Raw genomic sequence first — 19612 nt, 5'->3', positions numbered from 1 at the left:
AACCCAGGTGTTGAAGCGGCGATTCCACTCCGCGACCAACCGGTCGCGGCGCTCATCATCCGACCACAGCCACGACCGGAACTCGGTGGTGATCTTCTCGGCCTGGACTTGGGCGAGGATGGTGGCCTGGGCATCGACTTCCGGTGCCCCCTCTTCCTGCGCCGGCCCCGAGTTCTTCACCACGATGGAGCGTTGGTTGAGCAGCATCTCGGTGAGGTCGATCGCATCGAGCGCCTTGTTCCTCCTGTCGGCATTGTCGGCGCCGTACTCGGTGCGCATCAGCGCGCTGTTGCGTTCGTCAGGTGGCACCTCGACGCCCCACGAACCGGCCGCGCGCGTCACTCGGGCACTCGTGGCGCCGAAGGTCTCGCGCACGAACGCTTCGTAGTCGCGCGGCTCGATCCAGGTCGGCCCGAGTTTGACCGACCCGATCTGGGAGGGTTGCTTGTCGTCCGGAATCACCTGCGCCAGTGCTTGTGTTAGCTCTGCCCAGTCCCGGTTACCGGGATCGGTGCGGGCGGCCTCGGCGGCGCGGGCGTGTTTGGCACGCACGTTGCCCGACAACGCTGTGGGAGCCGGTATCAGATCTTCGGGCATGTCGGGATCGGCGTAGACCAGCCCACGGATGGACTCGCGCGCTTGGGCGGCGGGTTGATCGAGCAGTTCGGCGACGCGGTCGAGATCGACTCGCCCGCGTTCACCGAGACTGATCGCGACGGCTTCGGCCGGGGTGTCCGCGCGTGACACCGGGACCGGCGCGACGACGACGTCGCGGGAGAACACCGCGGTCTTGCTGACGGTGCCGGTCTCGTCGTCGTAGCGTTCCAACGCCAGCACGCCGGCCATCCCCGGATCGGCGCGGACCGCCTCGAGATGGGTTTGGCGCCGCGAGGGTGCGCTGACCTGCCATGCCTTCTCATCGAGCTCGGCCGCCACATCCTCGGGCAGCGGGCCGGGATAGTCGGCGCCGTCGGCGTCGCGATTGGCAGTACGCCACTTGCCTTCGAGTTCTGCGAACTTCTTCGCGGCTTCCTCGGCGGTGCGTTCCTTGCCGCCCACCAGCTTCGCCCGGTTCACCGGGCCGTAGGTGTTGAGGTATGCATCGTAGACCTCGTTGAGGTCCGCGCGTAGCGCGTCACGCTCGGCGCGGCTGCTCTGGGTGCGTTGGGCGGCGATCGTCGCCGCGAACAAGTCACGCAGCCGCAGCAGGTGCCGGGTCTCGGTGGTGCGGGTCGCGGGCACCTTCATCGCCTCATCGCCGTCGATCCCGCGGCGGGTGAACACTCCGGTGGTCTCGTCGTAGCTGACGTGCCCGATCGGGATGTCCTCCCCGTAGAGGGCGTCGGTGTCCAGGGCTCCGGCGGTGAACTCCATCCCGGCCGTGGCGGTGGCATCAGCGAGGAACAGTCCGTCGCCGCGTTCCAGTGCGGCGTCGACGATGTTGGTCAGTCGGTCGTCGAGGTCGGCGGCGACATCGGTGCCGGGTTCGGCGGCCACGACGAGCATCCCGTCGCGGTAGAGCCCGCGATCGACCCGCAAGGTGCCCAGCACATGTTCGGGGTGGGTGGTGAAGTAGCGGTTCACCCCAATCTCGGTGGTCTCGCCGGTCCGGTCGGCGAGGGCGACGAGGTCAGAATGCAGCCAGTCGGCGTCCGCAGGTGCGGCGGCGTCGGGTTCCCGGCGGCGGAACACCAAGACGTCGGTGACGACCTGGGTGCCGGCGACCCGTTCAAATGCGGTCGAGGGCAACCGCACCGCGCCGACGAGGTCGGCGACGGCGTGCATGTCGCGGCGCGCCTTGTCTGAGGCGGCATCCAGCGTTCCGGCGGTGGTGATCGCCATGACGTAGCCGCCGGGGGCGGTGAGGTTGAGCGACTTGAGCAAGAAGTGATTGTGGATGCGGTGGCGGGCCGGATTGTGGATCGGGTCGTGCACCGTGAACCCGCCGAACGGCACATTGCCGATCACCGCAGCGAACGAGCCGTCCGGGACGCGGGTGGTCTCGAAACCCTCCAACCGCACCTGGGCGTCGGGGTAGAGCAGATGGGCGATCTGAGCGGTCGTCGGGTCGAGCTCCACCCCCACCATCTGCGCGCCGGGCGGTGCCAGACCGATGAACGTGCCGCTGCCACAACCCGGTTCGAGGACCAGTCCCTCGTCAAACCCAGCGCGAGTCATCGCCGACCACATCGTCTGGGCGATCGCCGGATCGGTGTAGTGGGCGTTGAGTGTGGAGGCCTTCGCTTGGCGCCACTGCTCCGAATCCAACAGGGCACGCAACTGGCCTCGTTCGGGTGCCCACTCCGACTTGGACTCGTCGAAGATGTCGGCCGCGGCACCCCACCCCGACCACCGCGCCAGGACCTCGTGCTCGGCGGGTGTCGCCGGGCGTCCGGTGCGCGCTGTCTCGGTGAGGACCTCGAGTGCGGCGATGTTGGCGCGGGCGCGGGACTTGGCACCAGACGGCACCAGCACCGTCCCCGGATGCGTGAACCGGGTTGCAGGCCCCACATCAGCAGCTATAGACGGGGCGGTGGTCTCGTCGATGGCCGCGACGCTCGACGGCTCCGGTTCCGGTGTCTCTGCGTCGGGGGTGGGGTCGGGTTCAAGGCCGGCTACCACATGGTCGGCCTTGACGTAGACGACCGAGCCATCCGGGCGGCGCGCCGGGGCGACCCGGGTACTCGCCCACGCCGTCAGCGGCAACCCCGTCTCGGACTGCGGCACCCGCGGCAGCGCGTCGTCGGCCTTCGGCGGCAGCGGCGTACCGCCGGGGTCGACCACGGCCGGGTCAGTCGGGATCCGCAAATCGTCCAGAGACTCAAACAGCAGCCCCTGGCCGTCGTCGACTACCTCCGCACGCGCTCGGCGTCGGCGCGAGCCTGATCGGCCAACGCTGCGTCCACCATCGCGGTCAGCTCCGGAACCAGCGGATGTGCCGGCCCGTCGGGCACCGCCAGCCCGTCGGTCAGACGTGCTTCCAGCAGTTGCTCGGCCCACACCTGAAACCGCGGCGTCTGATCCGGCCACACCCGCTCGGTCAGTCGTTCGGTCTCTCGGCTCGCCTCGATCGCCCACTGCGTCAGCCACCGCTGCATCCCGGTCATCGAGTCCGGGTTCGGCTCGTCGTCCGGCTGGTCGTCGTCCTCGGGACTGCTGAATCCCTCCCACAGCGCCGCCAGCACCGTCTCCTCCGCCGAGTACCGGGCCTGCTGATACAGCCGCTGCGTCGTCAGCACGTCCGGGTCGTTGCCCCCGTGCTGGTCCCTCCACGCCGCGATCGTCGCCAGTTCCGTCTGCGACTGCGTCTGCGCGATCTCGGCCTCCAGCCGGGTCACTTCCGCGGTCAGGAAGTCCTCGAACTGCGTGCGGTCCATCTGCGTCAGTTCCTGGGCGTACCGCTCGGTCAATGTCGTGCGCAGATCGTGAAACATCGGTGTCCTCCTCGGTGTGGGTATCCATAGTGCTCTGCTGCACCGACATCCGCTGACCCGATGGGTCGGTGTCGGCGAGCAGATCGAACAGATTGGGGGTGTTGTCCTCAGGGGTGGCGTTACGTGCCATGCGTCGAGCTCCTACCAAAGTGAGGTCCACTCCCCGCCCGGACTACGCCGGTGCAGGGGTGGGTGGCTATCGTTTCTCACTGGTCAGAGGCTCGATCTCTGACCGATCAGTGCCCTGGCAGGTGTGTCCAGCACCTGCCAGGGCCTGAGTCATCTCACGGCGGGTCCAGGCCGTCGCCCGAGGACACGTGCGCGTGGGTGGTGATGCGGCGGTCGTCGGTGTCGCGCTGCCAGCCGACCACCGCGACCGCGACGAACCCCGCCACCGCAGCCACCATCAGCGACACGCCCGCGACGGTGCCCAGTACCGCCGCCGACCACCTGAACCCGCGGCCCCACACATCGACGTCGCCTCGATCGGCGCCCAGCAGGACCACTTGAGACAGTGAAAAAATGGCGAGCCCAACCGCCGTCGCCAGGCATACCCGGATCGACTTCTCGGGCACAGCCACACCACGACGAATATGGAGGGTGAACAGTACGACTGCCCCCACCGCGAAGGCCGGCCATGCTACCGCGAATAGCGACCACATCCAGGTGTGGTCGACGTGCCACGTTGGGAGTGGCGGTGGTGGTGGCAGGTCGTCAGGAAAGGCCTGCACTATCGACAGGGCGCTCATGAGTTGCCTTTCGTGTCATGTGGTCGGGGGCAGGAGGCTTATGCATCAGGGCACTCGGCCAGCGGGCCGGGGTGGGTCGGGAGCGCCCCGGTCGGACAACGACATCGCCACAGCCCCGGCGGCGCAGCCGCCCTCACGAACGTCGCGATTGAGAACGGCGGTGGCGTAGCTCTCGTAGTCGGCGGCCGTGAGGTATCGGGCGACGTTGACCGTCCGGTAATCCAGGCGCCCACGGTGACGGCCCCGCATCCGTGGTCCGCAGACGATGGCCAGTGACACCGCCGCCGCCACGTACAGCCACGGCCGCGCGGAGCGAAGGTCGGCGGCGATGTCAGCAGACAGAGCTGGGGTCTGATCACGCACGAACGCAGACAGTGAACTGGACATCCACCACGAGGTCGCCGGAAGCGCCTGCCCGACACCGATGACCGCGGCCACAGCACCACCGCAGGCGCCCGCCACCGCGATGGCTCCGACCAGTCGCGAACACTGGCCCTTCACTGTCTCGACACACCAGATCACCGCGTAGGCAGCAGGTACGGGTAGGACGAGCATCTGTACGAACCACACCGTCCACGCCGCGATGGTGTTCATCAGAGGCCTGTCGGATCCCAGATTGGCGGGGGTGATCGCAAAGTAGCTGGCCGCCACAACTGCCAGCAGCGCACCCGCGACGACGGCGCCGCCCCAATGCAGCAGCCACCCCATCTTGGCTCGACGGCGGGTGTCGTCGGTGACGTCATCACGGCCAGCCAGTTGCAGTGTCGGACCCGCAAAGGTGGTGCCGCACCCGTCAACAGCAGGAAAAACGAACATGGGTATCGGTCCTCTCATTGGTTGGTGGCGGTGGTGGGAAGAGCCGCTTTGGTGGCTCTCACATGACGGTGGAGGGCTAGCTCGTAGATGCGATGTGGGGCGGTCGAATCGTGGTCAGTGGTCATGGTGCGATCCCTCGTCGAGGTCAGGTTTGCGGTGGTGATCAGGTGGTCGTGGTCGGCGGCGTTGGCGGAGGACTGCTCTGGTGACGAAGACGGCGCCGGTGATGGCCAGGACCACCAGCAGCACGACGCAGCCGACGAGCGCCCAGTGCACTAGCGGCGTTGGTGGCATGACTGGCTCGTCTCGTCGTTGTTACGCGGCGGTGGTGTGGTCGGCGGGTGGGTCGAACCATCCGGGCGGGGGTGGGGTGCTCGCGTCGGTGAGCGTGTCTGTGGCGGTGTGTTTTTCGGGGGTGCACAGGTAGAGCGGCCCGTTTTCGGCGGTGAGCGTTCGCCAGTGGGCGTCGAGGTGGGCGGTCCACCACGACGACAGTGCGGCGGGGTCTTCGCTCAGGCGGGCGGTCTCCCACGCTTTCCACAGCTCCTCGAGGCGGATGACGACTTCGTCGTGGCGCCACCATTGCGCGCACCAGCGGGTGTCGCGGTCGAAGCGTCCGGCTTTGATGTGGCTGAGCCAGTTGGTGAACCAGTCGGCGCCGGAGGTGAACCGCCAGTGCGCGCGGGGGTCGTCGTCGGGGGTGTCGGTGTCGGGGGTGGTCATCAGGAGGTCCTTTCCCGGGTGGTGGCGGCGAGGGGTGCGGCGGCGAGCGCTGTCTGTTGGGCTGCGCGTTCGGTCGCGCAGGCTTTCTTGGAGGCGTCGATCAGCTCGGCGTAGGGGCCGAGCCAGTAGGAGTTCTTGGTGGTGACGACGGTGCGGTTCCCGGAGGTGGCCAGCACTGCTCGTTCGGCGGGGAGTGCTTTGAGGTCGTCGATACCGAGAATGGGTTCGCTGGACCAGGATTCGCTGGTGCTGGTCGATCCCAGGCCGGAGTTGGAGTGCGAGCGGCTGCGGCGGCGGACGTCGCGTTGGCCGATCATGCGGCTCAGGCCCGACAGGTAGGACTCGTTGTTCGATGATCCGGCGTAGATGTAGACGTTCGAGGAGTCCACGAGCATGTCGAGTTTGTCTTTGGACCACACTTTCGCGGCCTGGGCCAGCGATTGCAGCATCGTGACGATGACGATGCCCTGGCTGCCGAAGTGTGAGTACCAGTCGGGTAGTTCGGGCAGTTTGCACACGTTGGCGGCCTCATCGAGCACTGCCACGACGGGCACGGGCAGACGTCCACCGTTGCGCCGTGCTTGGGCGACGGAGGCTTTGAATATGGTGTCGGCCAGGGCGGTGGTCAATGCGGTGGCCGATCCTGCCCCTTCCATCGACAGGGCGTACATGGTGTCGGTGGAGGTGACGAACGCTTGCGGATCGAACTTGGGCAGGTCGTGGCGGATGTCGTTGCTGCCGACGGTGTTGTCGCCGTCGAACCGCACACGTTGGGGTGGGAGGACCGATCGGGCGTAGGCGGGCACGGTCATGACGTTGATGAACCGTCGCGCCATGTCGTAGAGGCCGTCTTGTTGGCGGGGGTTGAGGTTGGCGGCGGTGTCGATCTTGGCGGCGGCGTCGTGGTGGCCGTGGCGGGTCAACACCTGGCGGGCGACTTTGAGTTTGGGGTCGGTGAGCCAGCCGTCGACGTGTTTGAGGTCTCCCCCACCGACGGCTGCGGCCAGAATGTGCAGTGCGAGCAGTTCTTTGGCGCCGCCGTCGAAGTAGGCGTCCAGGCGTGATCCTTCGGCGGTTTCGGCGGCGGCGAAGATCGCGGCGAGCTCGCGGGCGTCGGAGAGTTCGTGTACGCACCAGAACGGGTCCCACCACCACTGCTGGCCCTGAGTGCCGGCGATGTGTTGGAGGTCCGAGAGCCAGATGGTGCCGCGGGTGCGTGGCGGTTCGCGCCGCTGGGTGCGATAGGCCCACAGTGCGCGCAGCCCGTGTCGGGTGGTGTCGGCCTTGGCGGCGGGAGCGGTCTCGAGGTCGCTGCGGTCACGGACCCAGCGGGTGGCGTCGTAGATGTCGGGCTTGTTGGAGGTGGCGAACACTGCGCCGGGCGCCTGGCAGATCATCGGGATGGCGTAACCGGTGGTCTTGCCGCATCGGGGCCCGCCGATGACGAGTCCGACCCACTCCCAGCTCATGTAGAGCGCCGAGGTGCCCGACCCGATCAACGATCCCAGCACCAGCCCGTAGTCGAGGTGCCCGGTGATGGCGTCGCGGCCGCGGAGGCGCTGCGCGGAGTGCTTGGCGTCGCGGGCGGTGATGGCGTGCAGTTCCCGGGGACGAGGAAGAAACTGTGCCACCTGGTCGAACTCACGCAGCACGGCGGTGGCGGCGCGATGACGTCCCACCACGACCGCGATCGCGGCGGCGGCGATGACCGCGACCACCAGGAGCACGGTGGAGGCCACCGGCCACTCGAATGTGCCGTCGACGGCGGCGGTGGCCGGGTTGATCAGCACCGGGCCGGGCTGGCCGGTGAGCCAGCACCCGGCCCGCCAGCACACGTAGATGATCCCCAGCAGCGCGAACACGGCTGCGGCGAGGTAGTAGCCGACCATGGATTCGTGTTGGCCGCGGTCGCGGCGATGGGTGGTGCTCACAGCTGGGCTCCGGTGTCGAGGGTGACGCTGGCCCCGACCTCGGGGACCGGGGCTATCTGCCAGTCGCTGTCGCCGGCGGCGATCAACGCGGCTTCGGGGGCGGGTTCGGTGTCGGCGATGAGTTCACTCATCGAGCGGTGCCCGCCCGCGGCCGCGGCGTCGTCGACGTCGATGGCATAGTTCGCGGCCGAGGCCGACACCTGGTCGAGCAGATCGGTGTCGGCGACCTCGCCGAGGTCCTTGTCGCGGTCGCGGCCGCCGATGCTGTCGGGGTCGACGCCGGCCTCACGCAGCCGCTCATCCCAGGCGTGCGCCCATTGCTCGGCGCGCTGCGCGGTGGCATTGGTCTGGGCTTGCCGGGCGGTGTCACCGTCGCGGGCGGCCTCGGCCGCGGCGTCGCGAGCCAGATCGGCGGCGGCGTGCGCCCCGGCCCAGCGGGCCATCAAATCCGGTGTCAGCGGGTGACGTTCAGCGCTGGTGTCGGTGTAGCGGGGCTGGTGGGCGCCAGTGTGGCGCGCGGAGTTCAGGCGCTGCTGAGCGCGGGTCTGCCGGGCACGTCGGCGGTGCTGCTGGTTGCGGACCTCACGCAGCGCTTCATCGGCCCGACGTCGGGAGTGCCGCATGATCGTGCGGATTTCGTCGAAGATGTCGTCGACTTCACGGCTGTTGTCCTGGGCGACGTTGTGTGGGTCGAGCATGGTGTGCCTTCCTTTCGAGGGGTGATGGGAGGTAGGTGGGTCAGGTGTCGGCGCGGGGGTAGGTGGCGACCTTCCACTGGCCGTCGACGCGGACGAGATCGGCGGTGACGGTGAATTTCCGGAACGAGGTCACCGTGGCGTCGATGCCGAGCACGGTCTGGATGACGGTGCCGCGCGCGCTGGCCTTGTCCGGTGAGATCAGCACTGCCGAGGCGCCCTCGACGCGGGCGGTGATGACGTCGAGAGATTGCTTCCATGCGCCCCACTGGGCGCTGGGACGCACCGTTGCGGTGCTGTCGGCGGAGTCCAATGCCTGGCCGGTGAGGGTGGCGCGAGTGCGGCGCAGCGCATCGGTGGGTGAGGTGTCGGCGGCGGGTTGCCAGCTGAACATGGTGGTGACGGTGGTGGTGAACACCCCGATCGGTTCGGCGCGATCGGGCAGGCCGGGCGGGCTGCTGTAGTGCTCGCCGTGGTCGTCTCCGTGGCCGTGTGCGGGTTCGGTGGTGTTGTCGCTACCGGAGCATCCGGCCAGTGCGGCGATCAGCACGATCGCGAGGACGACCAGCACGTGGTGGTGGCGGCGGTGGTGGTTCATCGGTTCTTCTCCGGAAGTCCTTGATCGGCGAACTGTTTGGCGTAGGCGATGACTTTCTGGCCGTATGGGCGGGTCTGGGTGTCGTAGTCGCCGCCGGTGGGTGTTCCGCCGGCGTTGAGCACCGCGCCGACTCCGGCGTTGTAGGCGTAGGCGTAGAGAATTTCGCGGCCTTCGGCGGGTTCTTTCACCCGCCCGGAGGCGATCGCGGCGTCGATCTGTTTGGCGTTGGCGCAGGAGAACCGTCCGGCCGCCATGACGGCGTCACCGATGTCGGTGGCCGAGGCGCGGCCGTTGCCGTCGTCGTCTTTTGCCCAGGACGGGTAGGTGTAGTCCATGAATTGCATCGGCCCCTTCGCGCCTGCCGGGGACACCAGGGAGGCGTTGAACCCGGTCTCCTGCTTGCCGATTCCGCCGAGGAATGCCGAGCTGATCTGCGGGCAGAGCACCCCGGCTTTGCGGAACCACGGCTCGTAGGCCGGGGGGACCCGCCCGGCGGCGAGGTTGTCGACTCCCCCGCCGTGCTGGTCCTCGATCGGGCCGCAGTCGGCGCCCTCGTCAGCGCTGATCCCGCCGGTGATACCCGGCGCGGTGTAGACCTCATTGCCGCGGGGCATGCCGTGGCCTTCGACGGTGGCGTGGACATGGTCGAAGTGGTTCTGGGTGGGGTCGCCGCGGTCGTCCATGACGTTGGACTTGCCGACCACCGGGTAGTAGGTCTGGCGCCAGATCGTGTACTCGAGCTTGAAGTGCTTCTTGTTGTCGAGAATGTATTTGTTGACGGCGTTGCCGAGCGCGATCCCTTGTGCGGAGGTGTAGTTGGGGATCATGACGTCGACGGCGCGGCCGGACGGGTGGTCGTTGTAGCCGCCGCCGTCGGCGCGCCAGCCGCCGATGGTCTGGATCTGGGGGAATTTGGCGGCGATCGCGCGGGCCAGGCGGATGGTGTCGACCTGGAAGTGCGCTTCGGAGCCCTTGGACTTGGGCAGCGGCGGCAGCGGACCCGACGGCCCCGACGGTGCGGGCGGGCCGCTGGGGGCGCCCGCGGGTGGTGGGGGCACCGCGGCGGCGTTGAGGAACGTGCCTGCGGGTGCGGGTTTCTTGCCGGTGACCCCGGCGGTCTTGGAGGTGGTCGGCCAGGCGCCCCAGCCTTGGGAACCCAGGACGCGGTTGGCGACCTCCATCTGCTGTTCGCGGGTGGCTTTGTCGGCGGTCGGCGCATACTGGCCGCCGCCGGCGCCGGTCCAAGTCGACGCCGAGAACTGCAATCCGCCGTAGTAGCCGTTGCCGGTGTTGATCTTCCAGTTGCCGCCGGATTCGTGCTTAGCCACGGCATCCCAGTCGGCGGCGGTGACCACGTCGGCGGCCGGGATCACTCGGGGTGCGGTGAGCACCCGCGGTCCGCCGGGTTGGGCCGGAGCTCGTCCGGCCGGGGCGGCGCCGGGTTCGGGGCTGGTGGACACCCACCCGGCCGGATCGACCGAGCGGCCGCCGGTGAAGTCGCGGTGCCCGCCATCCCAGACCTCGAAATGCAGGTGGGGGCCGGTGGATTGGCCGTCGTTGCCGAGCTTGGCGATGTGTTGCCCGGCGGTGACTTTCTGACCGGCTTTGACCAGCACGCCGTCGGCGAACATGTGCCCGTACACCGTGGACCACACGTGCCCGTTGATGTTGTGGGTGAGCACGATCCAGTGCCCGAACCCCGACGCGCTCCCGGCGGCGGTGACGGTGCCGTCGGCGGCGGCATAGATCGGCGCACCCAGTGCCCCGGCCAGATCGATGCCCTCGTGCATGGTGCGGCCGCGCATCCCGTACCCGGAGGTGATCTGAAAGTCCCTGACTTTCATCGGCTTGACCTTGGCGCCGGGTGAGAGGGACGCGTCGGCGGGTTGGTCGACACCGCCGGTTAGCGGCAGGCAGGAGTCGTCGTCGCCGGCCACGGAGATGATGAGGGTGCACGAGGCGAAGAACCCCATGACCAGTGCCAGCAGCGGCACCAGCAGTTTGGAGGCGTTGCCCTCACCCACGAGGCAGGTCCCGGTAGTCGGCGGTGTCGCGGTCGAGGTCGCGGACGTGTTCGGTCAGCGCCTTGTTCATCGAGCGCACGACCTCCAGGCGGGTGGCCCATTCGCGGTCTCGGGCGGTGACATCGCGGCCGACCCCGGCCGCGCGGCACCACCGCATGACGCTGTTGGTGCCGGCGCCGATGTTCGCCGCGACGTCGGCGGCTGCGGCGGTCAGCGACAGCGAGGTGCGGGCGAGCAGCTCGGCCACAGCGCGCACCGCCAGGCGCCGGACTTCCTCGGGGTGGGCGGTGCGGCGCGGGTTGGGTTCGACAACCCAGTCCTGCACCTGCTCCCAGGCACTCGGTAGCGGGTCGAGCGGGGTGGCTGTGCCCGGGTCGCTGTCGGTGCTCATGCCGCGGCTCCGGACTTGGCGCCGCGGCCGCGGTTGAAGCGCTTGTTGGTGTTGTGCATCTCGGTGGCGCGCTCGGTGGCGGTCAACCGCATCTGCACCGGGATACCGGGCTGCTCACCCTCTTTGATCAAGAACTTGCCCATACCCGGCGGTACGGTGTTGGTTTCGGTGCCGGTGGCGCGGAGCCCGTCGGCCCAGTCCGCCTCGCTGATCTCGGAGACGACCGGGTCGTCGATGCCGCGGGGAGTGGTGGCCCACTCGGCGAGGGTGGCGGCCTCCTTCTCGTTGAGGTTGACCTTGCCTTCCATCAGCGAGGCTTCGTCCTCGGGTAGCGGGAAGCACACCTTGACCCGGGCGCGGTCGAGGAAGCCCATGGCGCGCTGGCGATCTTCCATCGAGTCGAACGCCTGGAGGTCTTTGACGGTGTGGGTGGTGAACAGGCTGCCGGTGCCCTGTTCACGCTGGACGCGGGTGACTTCGTCGACGCGCCACACGATGCCGTTGCCGACACCGAGCACCAGCGAGAACTCGTCGCACACCAGGTCGTAATTGCGGGGCTCTTGCAGGCCGTGATCCGACAGCAGGTGCGAGGCTTCCACGGCGGAGAACCCGTCGGACCAGCACGCCAACAGCACCGCGGCCCGCAGCTTGCGGGCGTTGGCCGGCAGCCGGGACATGTCCACGCACACCCCGAGGGCGTCGATGTCGATGGGCTCTTTGGTGGGGGCGTTGAAGATCTCGCCGAACTGCCCCGACACCAGCTGATCGAGCGACTGGCGCAGATTCTCGGTCAGCAGCAGGTAGCGGTCGACGGCGATCGCGTCATGCGGGCGACGCCCCAGGGCGCCGGAGGCATCGAGGAGGTCCTGGTGGGCGCGACGCAACTCCGGATTGGTGTCGGCGTCGCGGGCGGTGGCGTCGATGAGAGTTTGCGGGACCTGGCGCAGCAGGTTGAGCACATCGCCGGGCAGGGGCGCATTGGTCAGGGTGAACTCGTTGGCCGTGCCGTAGAGCACCCGCAACGCGGTGGTCAGCAGCGTCTCCTCGTGCGGAGCGATCGGGCGGCCGGAGCTGATCTCAAGTAGCCCGGTCGCGGCGGTGACCTGGCGAGCCCGCATTTCGCGTTCGGCGAGTTGGCGTGCGGCGGTGGGCAATCGGGCGATGAGGTTGCCGAAGGTGCCCACGGCGAGCGGGTTCATCGGCGAGTCGAATCCGACGCTGGTGACCTGCGGGGTGACCGGTGTGATGCCGTCCTCGCGGTACTGAACCCGGCCGTCGCTGTCGTGGAGGACCATCTGGCGCATCATGTTGACGAAGTCGGGGCGGTGATCGCCCATGATGAGCGGGCGGACCCCGGTGGCCAGGTCGTGGCACACAATGCGCCGGTTCAGCGTGCTTTTGCCGAATCCGTTGAGCCCGAACACCATCGCTGAAGGTGCGGTGATCTGGCCGGCCTCGAACCAGCCGATCTGATCGAACCCGACGGGCTGTCCGGTGTCGAGGTGCGAGCCGACGGGGGCGCCGTCCAGAGGTGCCGAGGCGCCGATGGGAAACGGGTAGAACCCCGGCACGTGCGCGGTGGTGCCGCGCAGCTCGTTGGGGCGGCGCACGTGGGCGACGCGGCCGCCGCCACGCCCGTCGAAGCCCCGGTTGGTGCGGATCAGGGTGGGCACGTCGAACTGGATCGGACGGGCGACGGCGGCGTCGTGGCGTTCCCGGCGGCGGGTGTCGTTGTCGAGCTTCTGGCGGGCGAGGTAGCCGCTGATCCCACCGCTGCGGGCGGTGTCGAGCAGGTCCTCGCGGGTGTCGTCGTCGTAGAACGTGGTCGGCTTCGTCGAGCGTTCCTTGGTGCTCGGCCGGGCGGCCGAGGCCGCACCAGCATTGAGGCGCAACGTCGACGGCGTGGTGTCGCCGCCGGTGGCGGCGGTGGTGGCGGCCTTATGGAGGTCAGTGACAGTCATGGTGGCGTCTCGCAATCGGTTAGCGGTGGCGGTGGCGCAGGGCTTCGTCGGTGATGTCGCCGTGTTCGGGCAGCAGCACCCCCAGCCCGGTTCCGGCGGCGAACAGTTCGGCGTGGCGGTCGTAGCCGTTGCGCACGCCGAGGCGGGCGAACAGCGGCAACCGGGCTCGTAGGGCGTCCACCGACGGCGTGCGGGGACGCGGCTCGGTGATCGTCAGCGTGGCGCCGAAGCGCTGCAGCACGGGCTCGAAGGTGAGCCGAATGGGGTCGTCGGGGTGAATGGTGTCGGCGATGCAGGTCGCCCGCCAGGTGATCGCCAGCCGGGTGCGCGGTGTGGTCGGGTCACGCTCGAGAAGCTGGGCCAGGACCGAACCCATCGCGTGTGGCGGTTCCAGCACGTGCGGGGCGATCACCCACGTCGCCGACAGCAGGTCGTTGTGGCAGAACACATCCCGCACCCGGTGTGGTGTCGAGTCCGGTGCGATGTCGGCGAACGTGGGCGAGGCGTCATCGGCCAGGCCACCGCGGTAGGCCCGTACCCCGACCGCGGCGACCTGCGCTGCGGTCAGCGGCGAGGTGTCCAGCCCGGCGGCGTGCAGGGACCCGATCAGCGTGTGCAGGCGTCGGCCCACTTCCACGGCCATCTCGTCGGGGGTGGTCTTCATTGCCGAGGTGGCCGCGACGAAGGTGACCGCGAGATAGGTGTCGGTGGCGAGGTCGGCGACGTCGAGGTGGTGATGGCCCTCGGGGACCATCCACTGCCGGTGGGCGATGTCGGTGCGGGGGAAGGTGTCGGCGACGGCGGTGACCGCGACGACATCCCAGGCGTCGGCGCCGAAGTCGATGCGGGTGTAGTCGCACAGTTGTTGCCAGTCGCGCAGCGTCGCGCCGGTCGCGGTGAGGATCACCGTGTAGTGGCCGGTGGCGTGGGCGCGGATCAGACCGTAGTCGTGGCCGCCGGCCGAGCGGTGCTCGGTGATCGACAGGACGGTGTTGATCTGGGGCAGGGATGCCGCAGAGGAGGACAGGCGGGCGCGCGAGCGCTGAAGCAGCGAGGTCAGGGCGGGAAGCGTCGGCATCGCAGGGTGGTCCTTTCTGGCCCGGGTTTAGGCGGCGAGCTTGTCGGAGACGGTGCTCTCTTCGGAGAGCACGACACCGAAACCCAGTCCGGCGCAGAAGGTGACGAGTTGTTCGTCGCGGGTCGGTTCGAGTGGGGTGGCCGCCGAGAGGCCCAGATCGGTGACGAGGGTTTCGATCTTCTGGGTGTCGGCACCGATGGGGCAGGTGGCGGTCACGATCATCGACACCCGGGTCACGCCGGCGCCGCGGGCCTGTTCCTGTCGGGCACCTTCGGCGCTGTCGAGGCGCACGAATGCGCGTTCGGGCAGTTTGCCGACGTTGGTGCGCACGGCCTGGCGGGCATCGTTGTGGTCCTTGTTGACGATGGTGGTGGCTTGGGCCGGGGTGTAGGGCTGGTAGACGAAGGTGACGCGTTTGCGCGGTACGTCGCTGTTCGGGGACAGCAGATCGGCGAGCACGTTGGAGTCGAATGGCGCCTCGGGTTCGTTGCGCATCGTCCACGACATCGACTGCGCGGCATCGTGAAGCAGGCGGCCGTGTTGGTCAGACGCTGAGGTCGGTCCGCAGTCTTCCCACCGCAGGCGCATCGGTTCACCGCTCATCAGACCGATTTCGAGGTCGAGCTCGTCGGCAGGGGAGAAACTGCGGCGGGCGATGGCGCAGATTTCGCGTTCGAGCATCGGCCGTACTCGCAGACCGGCGGCGTGGCAGTAGTCCCGAATCCGGCCGAGTCGTCGCGCGAGCTCGTTGCCCATGTCGGTGGCGTCGCGTTTGCGGTGCATGGTGTCCGCGCGCCAGGTCAATCCGATCCGCGCTTCCAGGCGTACTTCGGCGGTCGGTACCGCTTCGGTGGCTTCGATGATGATCTTGCGGGCCAGCGCTGGCGCGGTGTCTTTGAGTCGCGACCGCACGATGCTGGAGGCCCGCATCCCTGATTCGGGCAGGGTTTCCATGGTGACCGTGGCGGCCACGAAGTCTGGTGATTGTCCGAGGAAGGTGAGCATGTCGCCGAGGCGGGCGACCCAGCGGTCTCGCACGGGCTGGTCATTCCACTCCCCGCCCTGGGGCCAGGTCCGCAGGACCAGGGTGTAGAAGTTCTTCGACGACAACTTGATCAGGCTGAACGGTGCTGATCCGTCGCCGGGTGAGAAATTGAATGTCTCGGCGGTGGCCAGCGGTCCCGGTGGTGGGGTGCCGTCGGGGATCATCGTGAACGGCCCGGACCGCACCAGGGTCTCACCGGCACGGCGCGACTTCGACACCGACCGTGCACCCATGCCCAGCTCCCACGCTGAGCGGCCGCGCAGCGACACGACCAGCGGCACGAACAGCACAGCCAGGGTGAACGGCAGCCCGAAGAACTTGATCACCCCGGGTAGCGGCAGCATCAGGCCGACGACGGCGATGAACAGGAATCCGAGCAGCACCATCGTCGAGAACATGGTGAACCCGAATGCGCCGGAGGACCGGAACGCCGCCGCGGGGCGGTACAGCAGTCGGCGGGTGCCGGCTTTGTCGGTCATGACAACCTCTTTCGACAGTCAGACAGAGATGGGTCGGTGGTGGCTAGTGCGCCATGGCGTGTTCGTTCCAGCCCGAACGCATCGGCGGTGGGCTGCTCAGGGACGGGTCGGCGCTGGTGGTGGCTTCGACCTCGGATTCGACGCTGTCGCTGACGGTTTGCATTGCTGCCCCGGCGAGTCCGCCGGCCGATCCCATCGCGTCGCCCAGGCCGGAGGTGGGACCGCCGCCTCCTCCCCCGCCGCCGGAGCTGGCCTGGCCGCCCTGGCCACCGGAGAGTGCGGGTTGGGCGCCGGGCCCGCCGCCACCGGATGGCGGTGGTGGTGAGGGTGCCGATGCCGTGGAGATACCGCCCGAGGGTCCGCCGCCGCCGCGACCGGCGATCGAGGACATCCCGCCCGCGCTCGCGCCGCCGCTGGCCCCGGCGGTCGCCCCGCCCGAGGCGGCCGCGGCCGCGACCTTGCCTGCCGCGACGCCGGCACCGATGGCCGCACCCGCTGCTGCGGCACCCGATCCGCCGCCGCCCATGCTTGCCACGGCGGGGGCGATCAGGCGCATGAGCGCGGGTAACACGAACGCGCACAGCATCATCAGCACCATGCCCAGGACCACCTGTTGGGCGTTGTCTTTGGAGGCTCCGGCGCGAAACGCCACGAAGTAGGTCAGCGCGCCGACGGGTTTGAACAGCAGGAATGCCACCGACCACGCGACGAGCCGCTGGTAGCTCTGCGAGCCGGGTCCGGTGCCGGAGAATGCGGCCGCCACCGGTAGCGCGGCGACGACCAGCAGCAGCATCGCCTCGCGCACCACCAGCAACGCCAACTGCAAGAAGGCTCCGAGGAATCCGACGAGGGCGAAGATGCCGATGGCGGTGGTGCCCAGCGCGGAGTTGGTCAGCAGGTTGAGTTTGAGGAAGTTCTTGATGACGTCGCCGTTGCCGCCGCCGGCGGTCACCGATTCGCTGACCAGCCAGTTGGAGATGCCGTCGGCGATGCGGCCGCCCACGGTCAGTGCCAGCGGGATCGCGGCGGTGGCCATCGCTGAGCGGAAGATCAGTTTGAAGCCCTCTTCGGCGTCATCGGCCAGGGAGCGTTTGCGGTCGATCATCATCCGCAGGCCGAAGAACATCAGCGAGAACGTCAGCCCCACGATCTGGATTTGCAGGGTGTGGTCGTGGACTTCCTGCATGAGGGAGGACTTGTTGTCCAACTGGGGGTTCGGCAGTTTGATCCACCACGCCATCGCCCACGTCAGAACGGTCTGGTAGCCCTCGAGTAGCGAGTTGACGATCTTCTCGAATGTTCCGCCGACCACGCTGCCGGCCACATTGCTCGCGGCGTTGCCCGCGGCGCCGCAGACGGTCCGCGTCAACGGTCCCAGGGCGTCGCACAGTGGGTTCGCTGCGGCCGTGCCCGCACCGGCCCACGAGGACACCGTCGCGGCGATCAGCGCCACCACGACCGCGGCGTGGGTGCGTCGGCCGGTCAGGGCAGCGCGCACACGCCCCAGTCGGCCGGAACGCGCTTCCCGGAGGTGAGAGTCGTTGCGGTGGTTCACCATGGGGTCCACCCATCGCCGGTGGTCGAGATGAGCAGCCGGCTCGGTTCGTTGCCGGGTTCGGGGACCACCCACTTCCACTGACCGTCGCGCCAGACCATGTCGACGCCGACCGAGATGGCGGTGAAGCCGTCGTCGCGGGTGAGAGGTTGGGCGAACTCGACGTGGGCGAAGTCGGTGGAGTAGGTGGTGACGCGGACCGCGACCGGCACATCCCGGATCTGCGCGGGCAACTCAGTATTTCCGGCATAGACCTGCGCGCCGTTGGTGCGCAGGTTGTCGGCCTCGGGACGGGCGGCCTCGGAGACCACGGCCGCGCGATCGAGTAGGGCGACGTTCTGGTCATCGGGTGCCCAGGTAGCGCGCTGGCCGATCTGCCAGGCCGCCAGCGCCGCGCCCTGCGGGGTGTGGGCAAATCCGGTGGGTACACCGTCGGTGCTGATCGCGGTCGGACCATCCGAGGTGGAGAATGGGATGGTCGCGCCATATACGCGCTGCCACATCAACCCCCGCGGCGGCGGGAGCACGGCCTCAGGATCATCGGTGTCGGAGGGATCGGTGGTCTGCGGGAGAACCTGGCCGAGCGGGTTGGTCGGGGTTTCCACCCGGCGGCCGCGGGTGTCGGTGGTGGGCACCCCGAACGCGTCGTCGGGCAGCCGGGTCACCGGGGTTTGCGGCGGCAGCGACGTCGGTGTGTCCGTGGCAGTGACCTGTGGCGGCGGCGCTGACGAATCGCCATCATCGCCGCGGATGGCGACCAGCACGGCCGCGCCGATGACCATGGTCAACACCAGCAGCGACAGCACCAGCGTGGTGCCCTTGTAGCCACCGGACTGGCGCAGTGAGTGCACCGCTGCCAGTCGGCCGAGGTCGTCGTCGCGAGGATCGGGGGTGCTCATGGGGTTACGCTCCTGTCAGTGCGACCATGTCGGTCGGCGTGGCCGAGATCGCATCCACCGGTGAGGCACCCGCCGCGGCGTCGGGCAGCAGCAGCCGCCAGTCACCGAACGCCGGTGCCCACACGACCGTGGTGTGATTGACCGTCATCGAGCCGTCCGGCAGCCGGGTGTAAATGTCGACCGATGCCTTGTCGGGGGTGAACGCGGTCAGTTTCCAGCCCTGCACCTGCGGCGCCTGACCGGCTGGCACGCCAGACGTGGTCGACAGCTGAATGCGGTTGGTGATGAAGTCATCTCGCGCTTGTCCCGGTGCGATGAGTTCACGCACAACCTGGGGCCACTGGTCATCGAGCGCGACCGAGAGACGCACGATGGCATTGACCGCGGCCAGCCCCGCGCCCGGAGGGGTGCGGTCGAACCCTCCCGGGGCGATGACATCGGACATCTCGTGGGGGCCTTCGGCGGCTTGGGGAAGGCGCATCCCGTTGAACTGCACCCATCGCAGATCGGTGGGCGGCGCGGTCAGCGGAATCTGTTGCGGCGTCGACGGTGTGGCCGTGTCGGGCTCTGATCCGCACCCGGCTAGCAGGCCGATCACCGTGCACACGATGCTCACGAGGGTGACCAGTTCGGCGATCAGCCGAAAACCAGCACCGCCGCCGCGATGTTGCCGGCGATCGCGACCACCCACACCCCGAAGATGATCTTGGTGAACCACTCCCCCGCGGGGATCTGGGAGAACGGATGCTCGCGCACCTTGTCGAAGGCGATCGAGGCACCCAGAAAGACCAGGTGCAGAAGTGCGAGCATGTTGGCTACGAACACGAACCAACCGCCGATCAGGGTGATGTTGCTCATCACCTCGGGGGGCAGTTTCGCGTAGGCCACTGTCACGGTGGTGTTCATCGCTGTAGCTTTCGGTCCGCACGGCTCACTGCCCGCCCGCGGCCTGCAGGATCGTGGCGCCCGTCGCGATCACCATCGTCCCGACGATCGCGCCAATCGCGATCTTCACCCCCTTGCTGTCACCGCGATCGGTGATCTTGTCCCATGCGATGAAGCCGCCGCCGACGACGATCGCCACCGCGCAGGCGAAGTAGGCCAGGAAGGTGGCCCACCCGCCGAACGTGTTGAGCCGATCCGACAGACCGGGAATCGGGATGGGGTTGAACGCCACGTAGGTGGTGGTGGCTGTGGCCGAGGCCAGGGTGGACTGGAGCATGATCTCTTCCTT

18 protein-coding genes and 1 pseudogene are annotated in these 19612 nt (G+C 68.5%); all 19 read right to left on the bottom strand.

Going from position 1 to position 19612, the window contains the following annotated elements; genetic code table 11:
• A pseudogene (locus tag Q9R39_RS22325) lies at positions 1 to 2808 on the bottom strand (helicase); the annotation flags it as partial.
• Positions 2809 to 2849: 41 nt separating this feature from the next.
• Positions 2850 to 3434: a hypothetical protein gene (locus tag Q9R39_RS22320; RefSeq protein ID WP_058253940.1), complete on the bottom strand. Its 585-nt coding sequence runs from the start codon at positions 3432 to 3434 to the stop codon at positions 2850 to 2852.
• A 284-nt stretch (positions 3435 to 3718) separates the two neighbouring features.
• Complete coding sequence (locus tag Q9R39_RS22315; RefSeq protein ID WP_139114280.1) at positions 3719 to 4183, bottom strand: hypothetical protein; 465 nt, start codon at positions 4181 to 4183, stop codon at positions 3719 to 3721.
• 45 nt (positions 4184 to 4228) lie between these two features.
• The gene (locus Q9R39_RS22310) at positions 4229 to 4999 is read right to left on the bottom strand and encodes a hypothetical protein (protein ID WP_139114279.1); all 771 of its coding nucleotides are present in this window, start codon (positions 4997 to 4999) and stop codon (positions 4229 to 4231) included.
• 114 nt (positions 5000 to 5113) lie between these two features.
• Positions 5114 to 5293 (bottom strand): hypothetical protein, encoded by a 180-nt coding sequence (locus tag Q9R39_RS22305; protein WP_139114278.1) that lies wholly within the window; start codon positions 5291 to 5293, stop codon positions 5114 to 5116.
• Positions 5294 to 5314: 21 nt separating this feature from the next.
• Positions 5315 to 5722 (bottom strand): DUF4913 domain-containing protein, encoded by a 408-nt coding sequence (locus Q9R39_RS22300; protein ID WP_035755702.1) that lies wholly within the window; start codon positions 5720 to 5722, stop codon positions 5315 to 5317.
• Positions 5722 to 7653 carry a type IV secretory system conjugative DNA transfer family protein gene (locus tag Q9R39_RS22295; RefSeq protein WP_035755700.1) on the bottom strand — a complete coding sequence of 644 codons (1932 nt, stop codon included), beginning with the start codon at positions 7651 to 7653 and terminating at the stop codon, positions 5722 to 5724. Before Q9R39_RS22295 ends, Q9R39_RS22300 begins: the two co-directional genes overlap by 1 nt.
• Positions 7650 to 8351 carry a hypothetical protein gene (locus Q9R39_RS22290; RefSeq protein ID WP_035755698.1) on the bottom strand — a complete coding sequence of 234 codons (702 nt, stop codon included), beginning with the start codon at positions 8349 to 8351 and terminating at the stop codon, positions 7650 to 7652. Before Q9R39_RS22290 ends, Q9R39_RS22295 begins: the two co-directional genes overlap by 4 nt.
• A 40-nt stretch (positions 8352 to 8391) precedes the next feature.
• A complete protein-coding gene (locus Q9R39_RS22285) occupies positions 8392 to 8946 on the bottom strand; it encodes a hypothetical protein (protein WP_051406024.1) in 555 nt (184 codons plus the stop codon).
• Positions 8943 to 10970 carry a transglycosylase family protein gene (locus Q9R39_RS22280; RefSeq protein ID WP_035755696.1) on the bottom strand — a complete coding sequence of 676 codons (2028 nt, stop codon included), beginning with the start codon at positions 10968 to 10970 and terminating at the stop codon, positions 8943 to 8945. Before Q9R39_RS22280 ends, Q9R39_RS22285 begins: the two co-directional genes overlap by 4 nt.
• Positions 10963 to 11361, bottom strand: a complete 399-nt coding sequence (locus Q9R39_RS22275; RefSeq protein WP_035755694.1) for a hypothetical protein — start codon at positions 11359 to 11361, stop codon at positions 10963 to 10965. The genes Q9R39_RS22280 and Q9R39_RS22275 overlap by 8 nt, the downstream gene beginning before the upstream one ends.
• Positions 11358 to 13322 (bottom strand): hypothetical protein, encoded by a 1965-nt coding sequence (locus Q9R39_RS22270; protein ID WP_035755692.1) that lies wholly within the window; start codon positions 13320 to 13322, stop codon positions 11358 to 11360. The genes Q9R39_RS22275 and Q9R39_RS22270 overlap by 4 nt, the downstream gene beginning before the upstream one ends.
• A gap of 19 nt (positions 13323 to 13341) precedes the next feature.
• Positions 13342 to 14400, bottom strand: coding sequence for a hypothetical protein (locus Q9R39_RS22265; protein ID WP_035755689.1), 1059 nt, complete (start codon positions 14398 to 14400; stop codon positions 13342 to 13344).
• Between the two features lie 27 nt (positions 14401 to 14427).
• Positions 14428 to 15924 (bottom strand): SCO6880 family protein, encoded by a 1497-nt coding sequence (locus Q9R39_RS22260; protein ID WP_035755687.1) that lies wholly within the window; start codon positions 15922 to 15924, stop codon positions 14428 to 14430.
• 43 nt (positions 15925 to 15967) lie between these two features.
• Positions 15968 to 17482, bottom strand: a complete 1515-nt coding sequence (locus tag Q9R39_RS22255; RefSeq protein ID WP_058253911.1) for a hypothetical protein — start codon at positions 17480 to 17482, stop codon at positions 15968 to 15970.
• The gene (locus Q9R39_RS22250; protein WP_051406022.1) at positions 17476 to 18378 is read right to left on the bottom strand and encodes a hypothetical protein; all 903 of its coding nucleotides are present in this window, start codon (positions 18376 to 18378) and stop codon (positions 17476 to 17478) included. The genes Q9R39_RS22255 and Q9R39_RS22250 overlap by 7 nt, the downstream gene beginning before the upstream one ends.
• A gap of 4 nt (positions 18379 to 18382) precedes the next feature.
• On the bottom strand, positions 18383 to 18994 hold the full coding sequence (locus Q9R39_RS22245; RefSeq protein WP_035755685.1) for a hypothetical protein: 612 nt from the start codon (positions 18992 to 18994) through the stop codon (positions 18383 to 18385).
• A 20-nt stretch (positions 18995 to 19014) separates the two neighbouring features.
• Positions 19015 to 19284, bottom strand: coding sequence for a hypothetical protein (locus tag Q9R39_RS22240; protein WP_035755683.1), 270 nt, complete (start codon positions 19282 to 19284; stop codon positions 19015 to 19017).
• Positions 19285 to 19309: 25 nt separating this feature from the next.
• Positions 19310 to 19600 (bottom strand): hypothetical protein, encoded by a 291-nt coding sequence (locus Q9R39_RS22235; RefSeq protein WP_011161192.1) that lies wholly within the window; start codon positions 19598 to 19600, stop codon positions 19310 to 19312.
• Between the last annotated feature and the right edge of the window lie 12 nt (positions 19601 to 19612).

The sequence above is a fragment of the Gordonia sp. AC31 genome (genome assembly GCF_031844505.1).
Lineage (GTDB): Bacteria > Actinomycetota > Actinomycetes > Mycobacteriales > Mycobacteriaceae > Gordonia > Gordonia hongkongensis.
The sequence above is the reverse complement of the archived record's forward strand: the minus strand, read 5'-3'. Positions and strand labels throughout refer to the sequence as shown.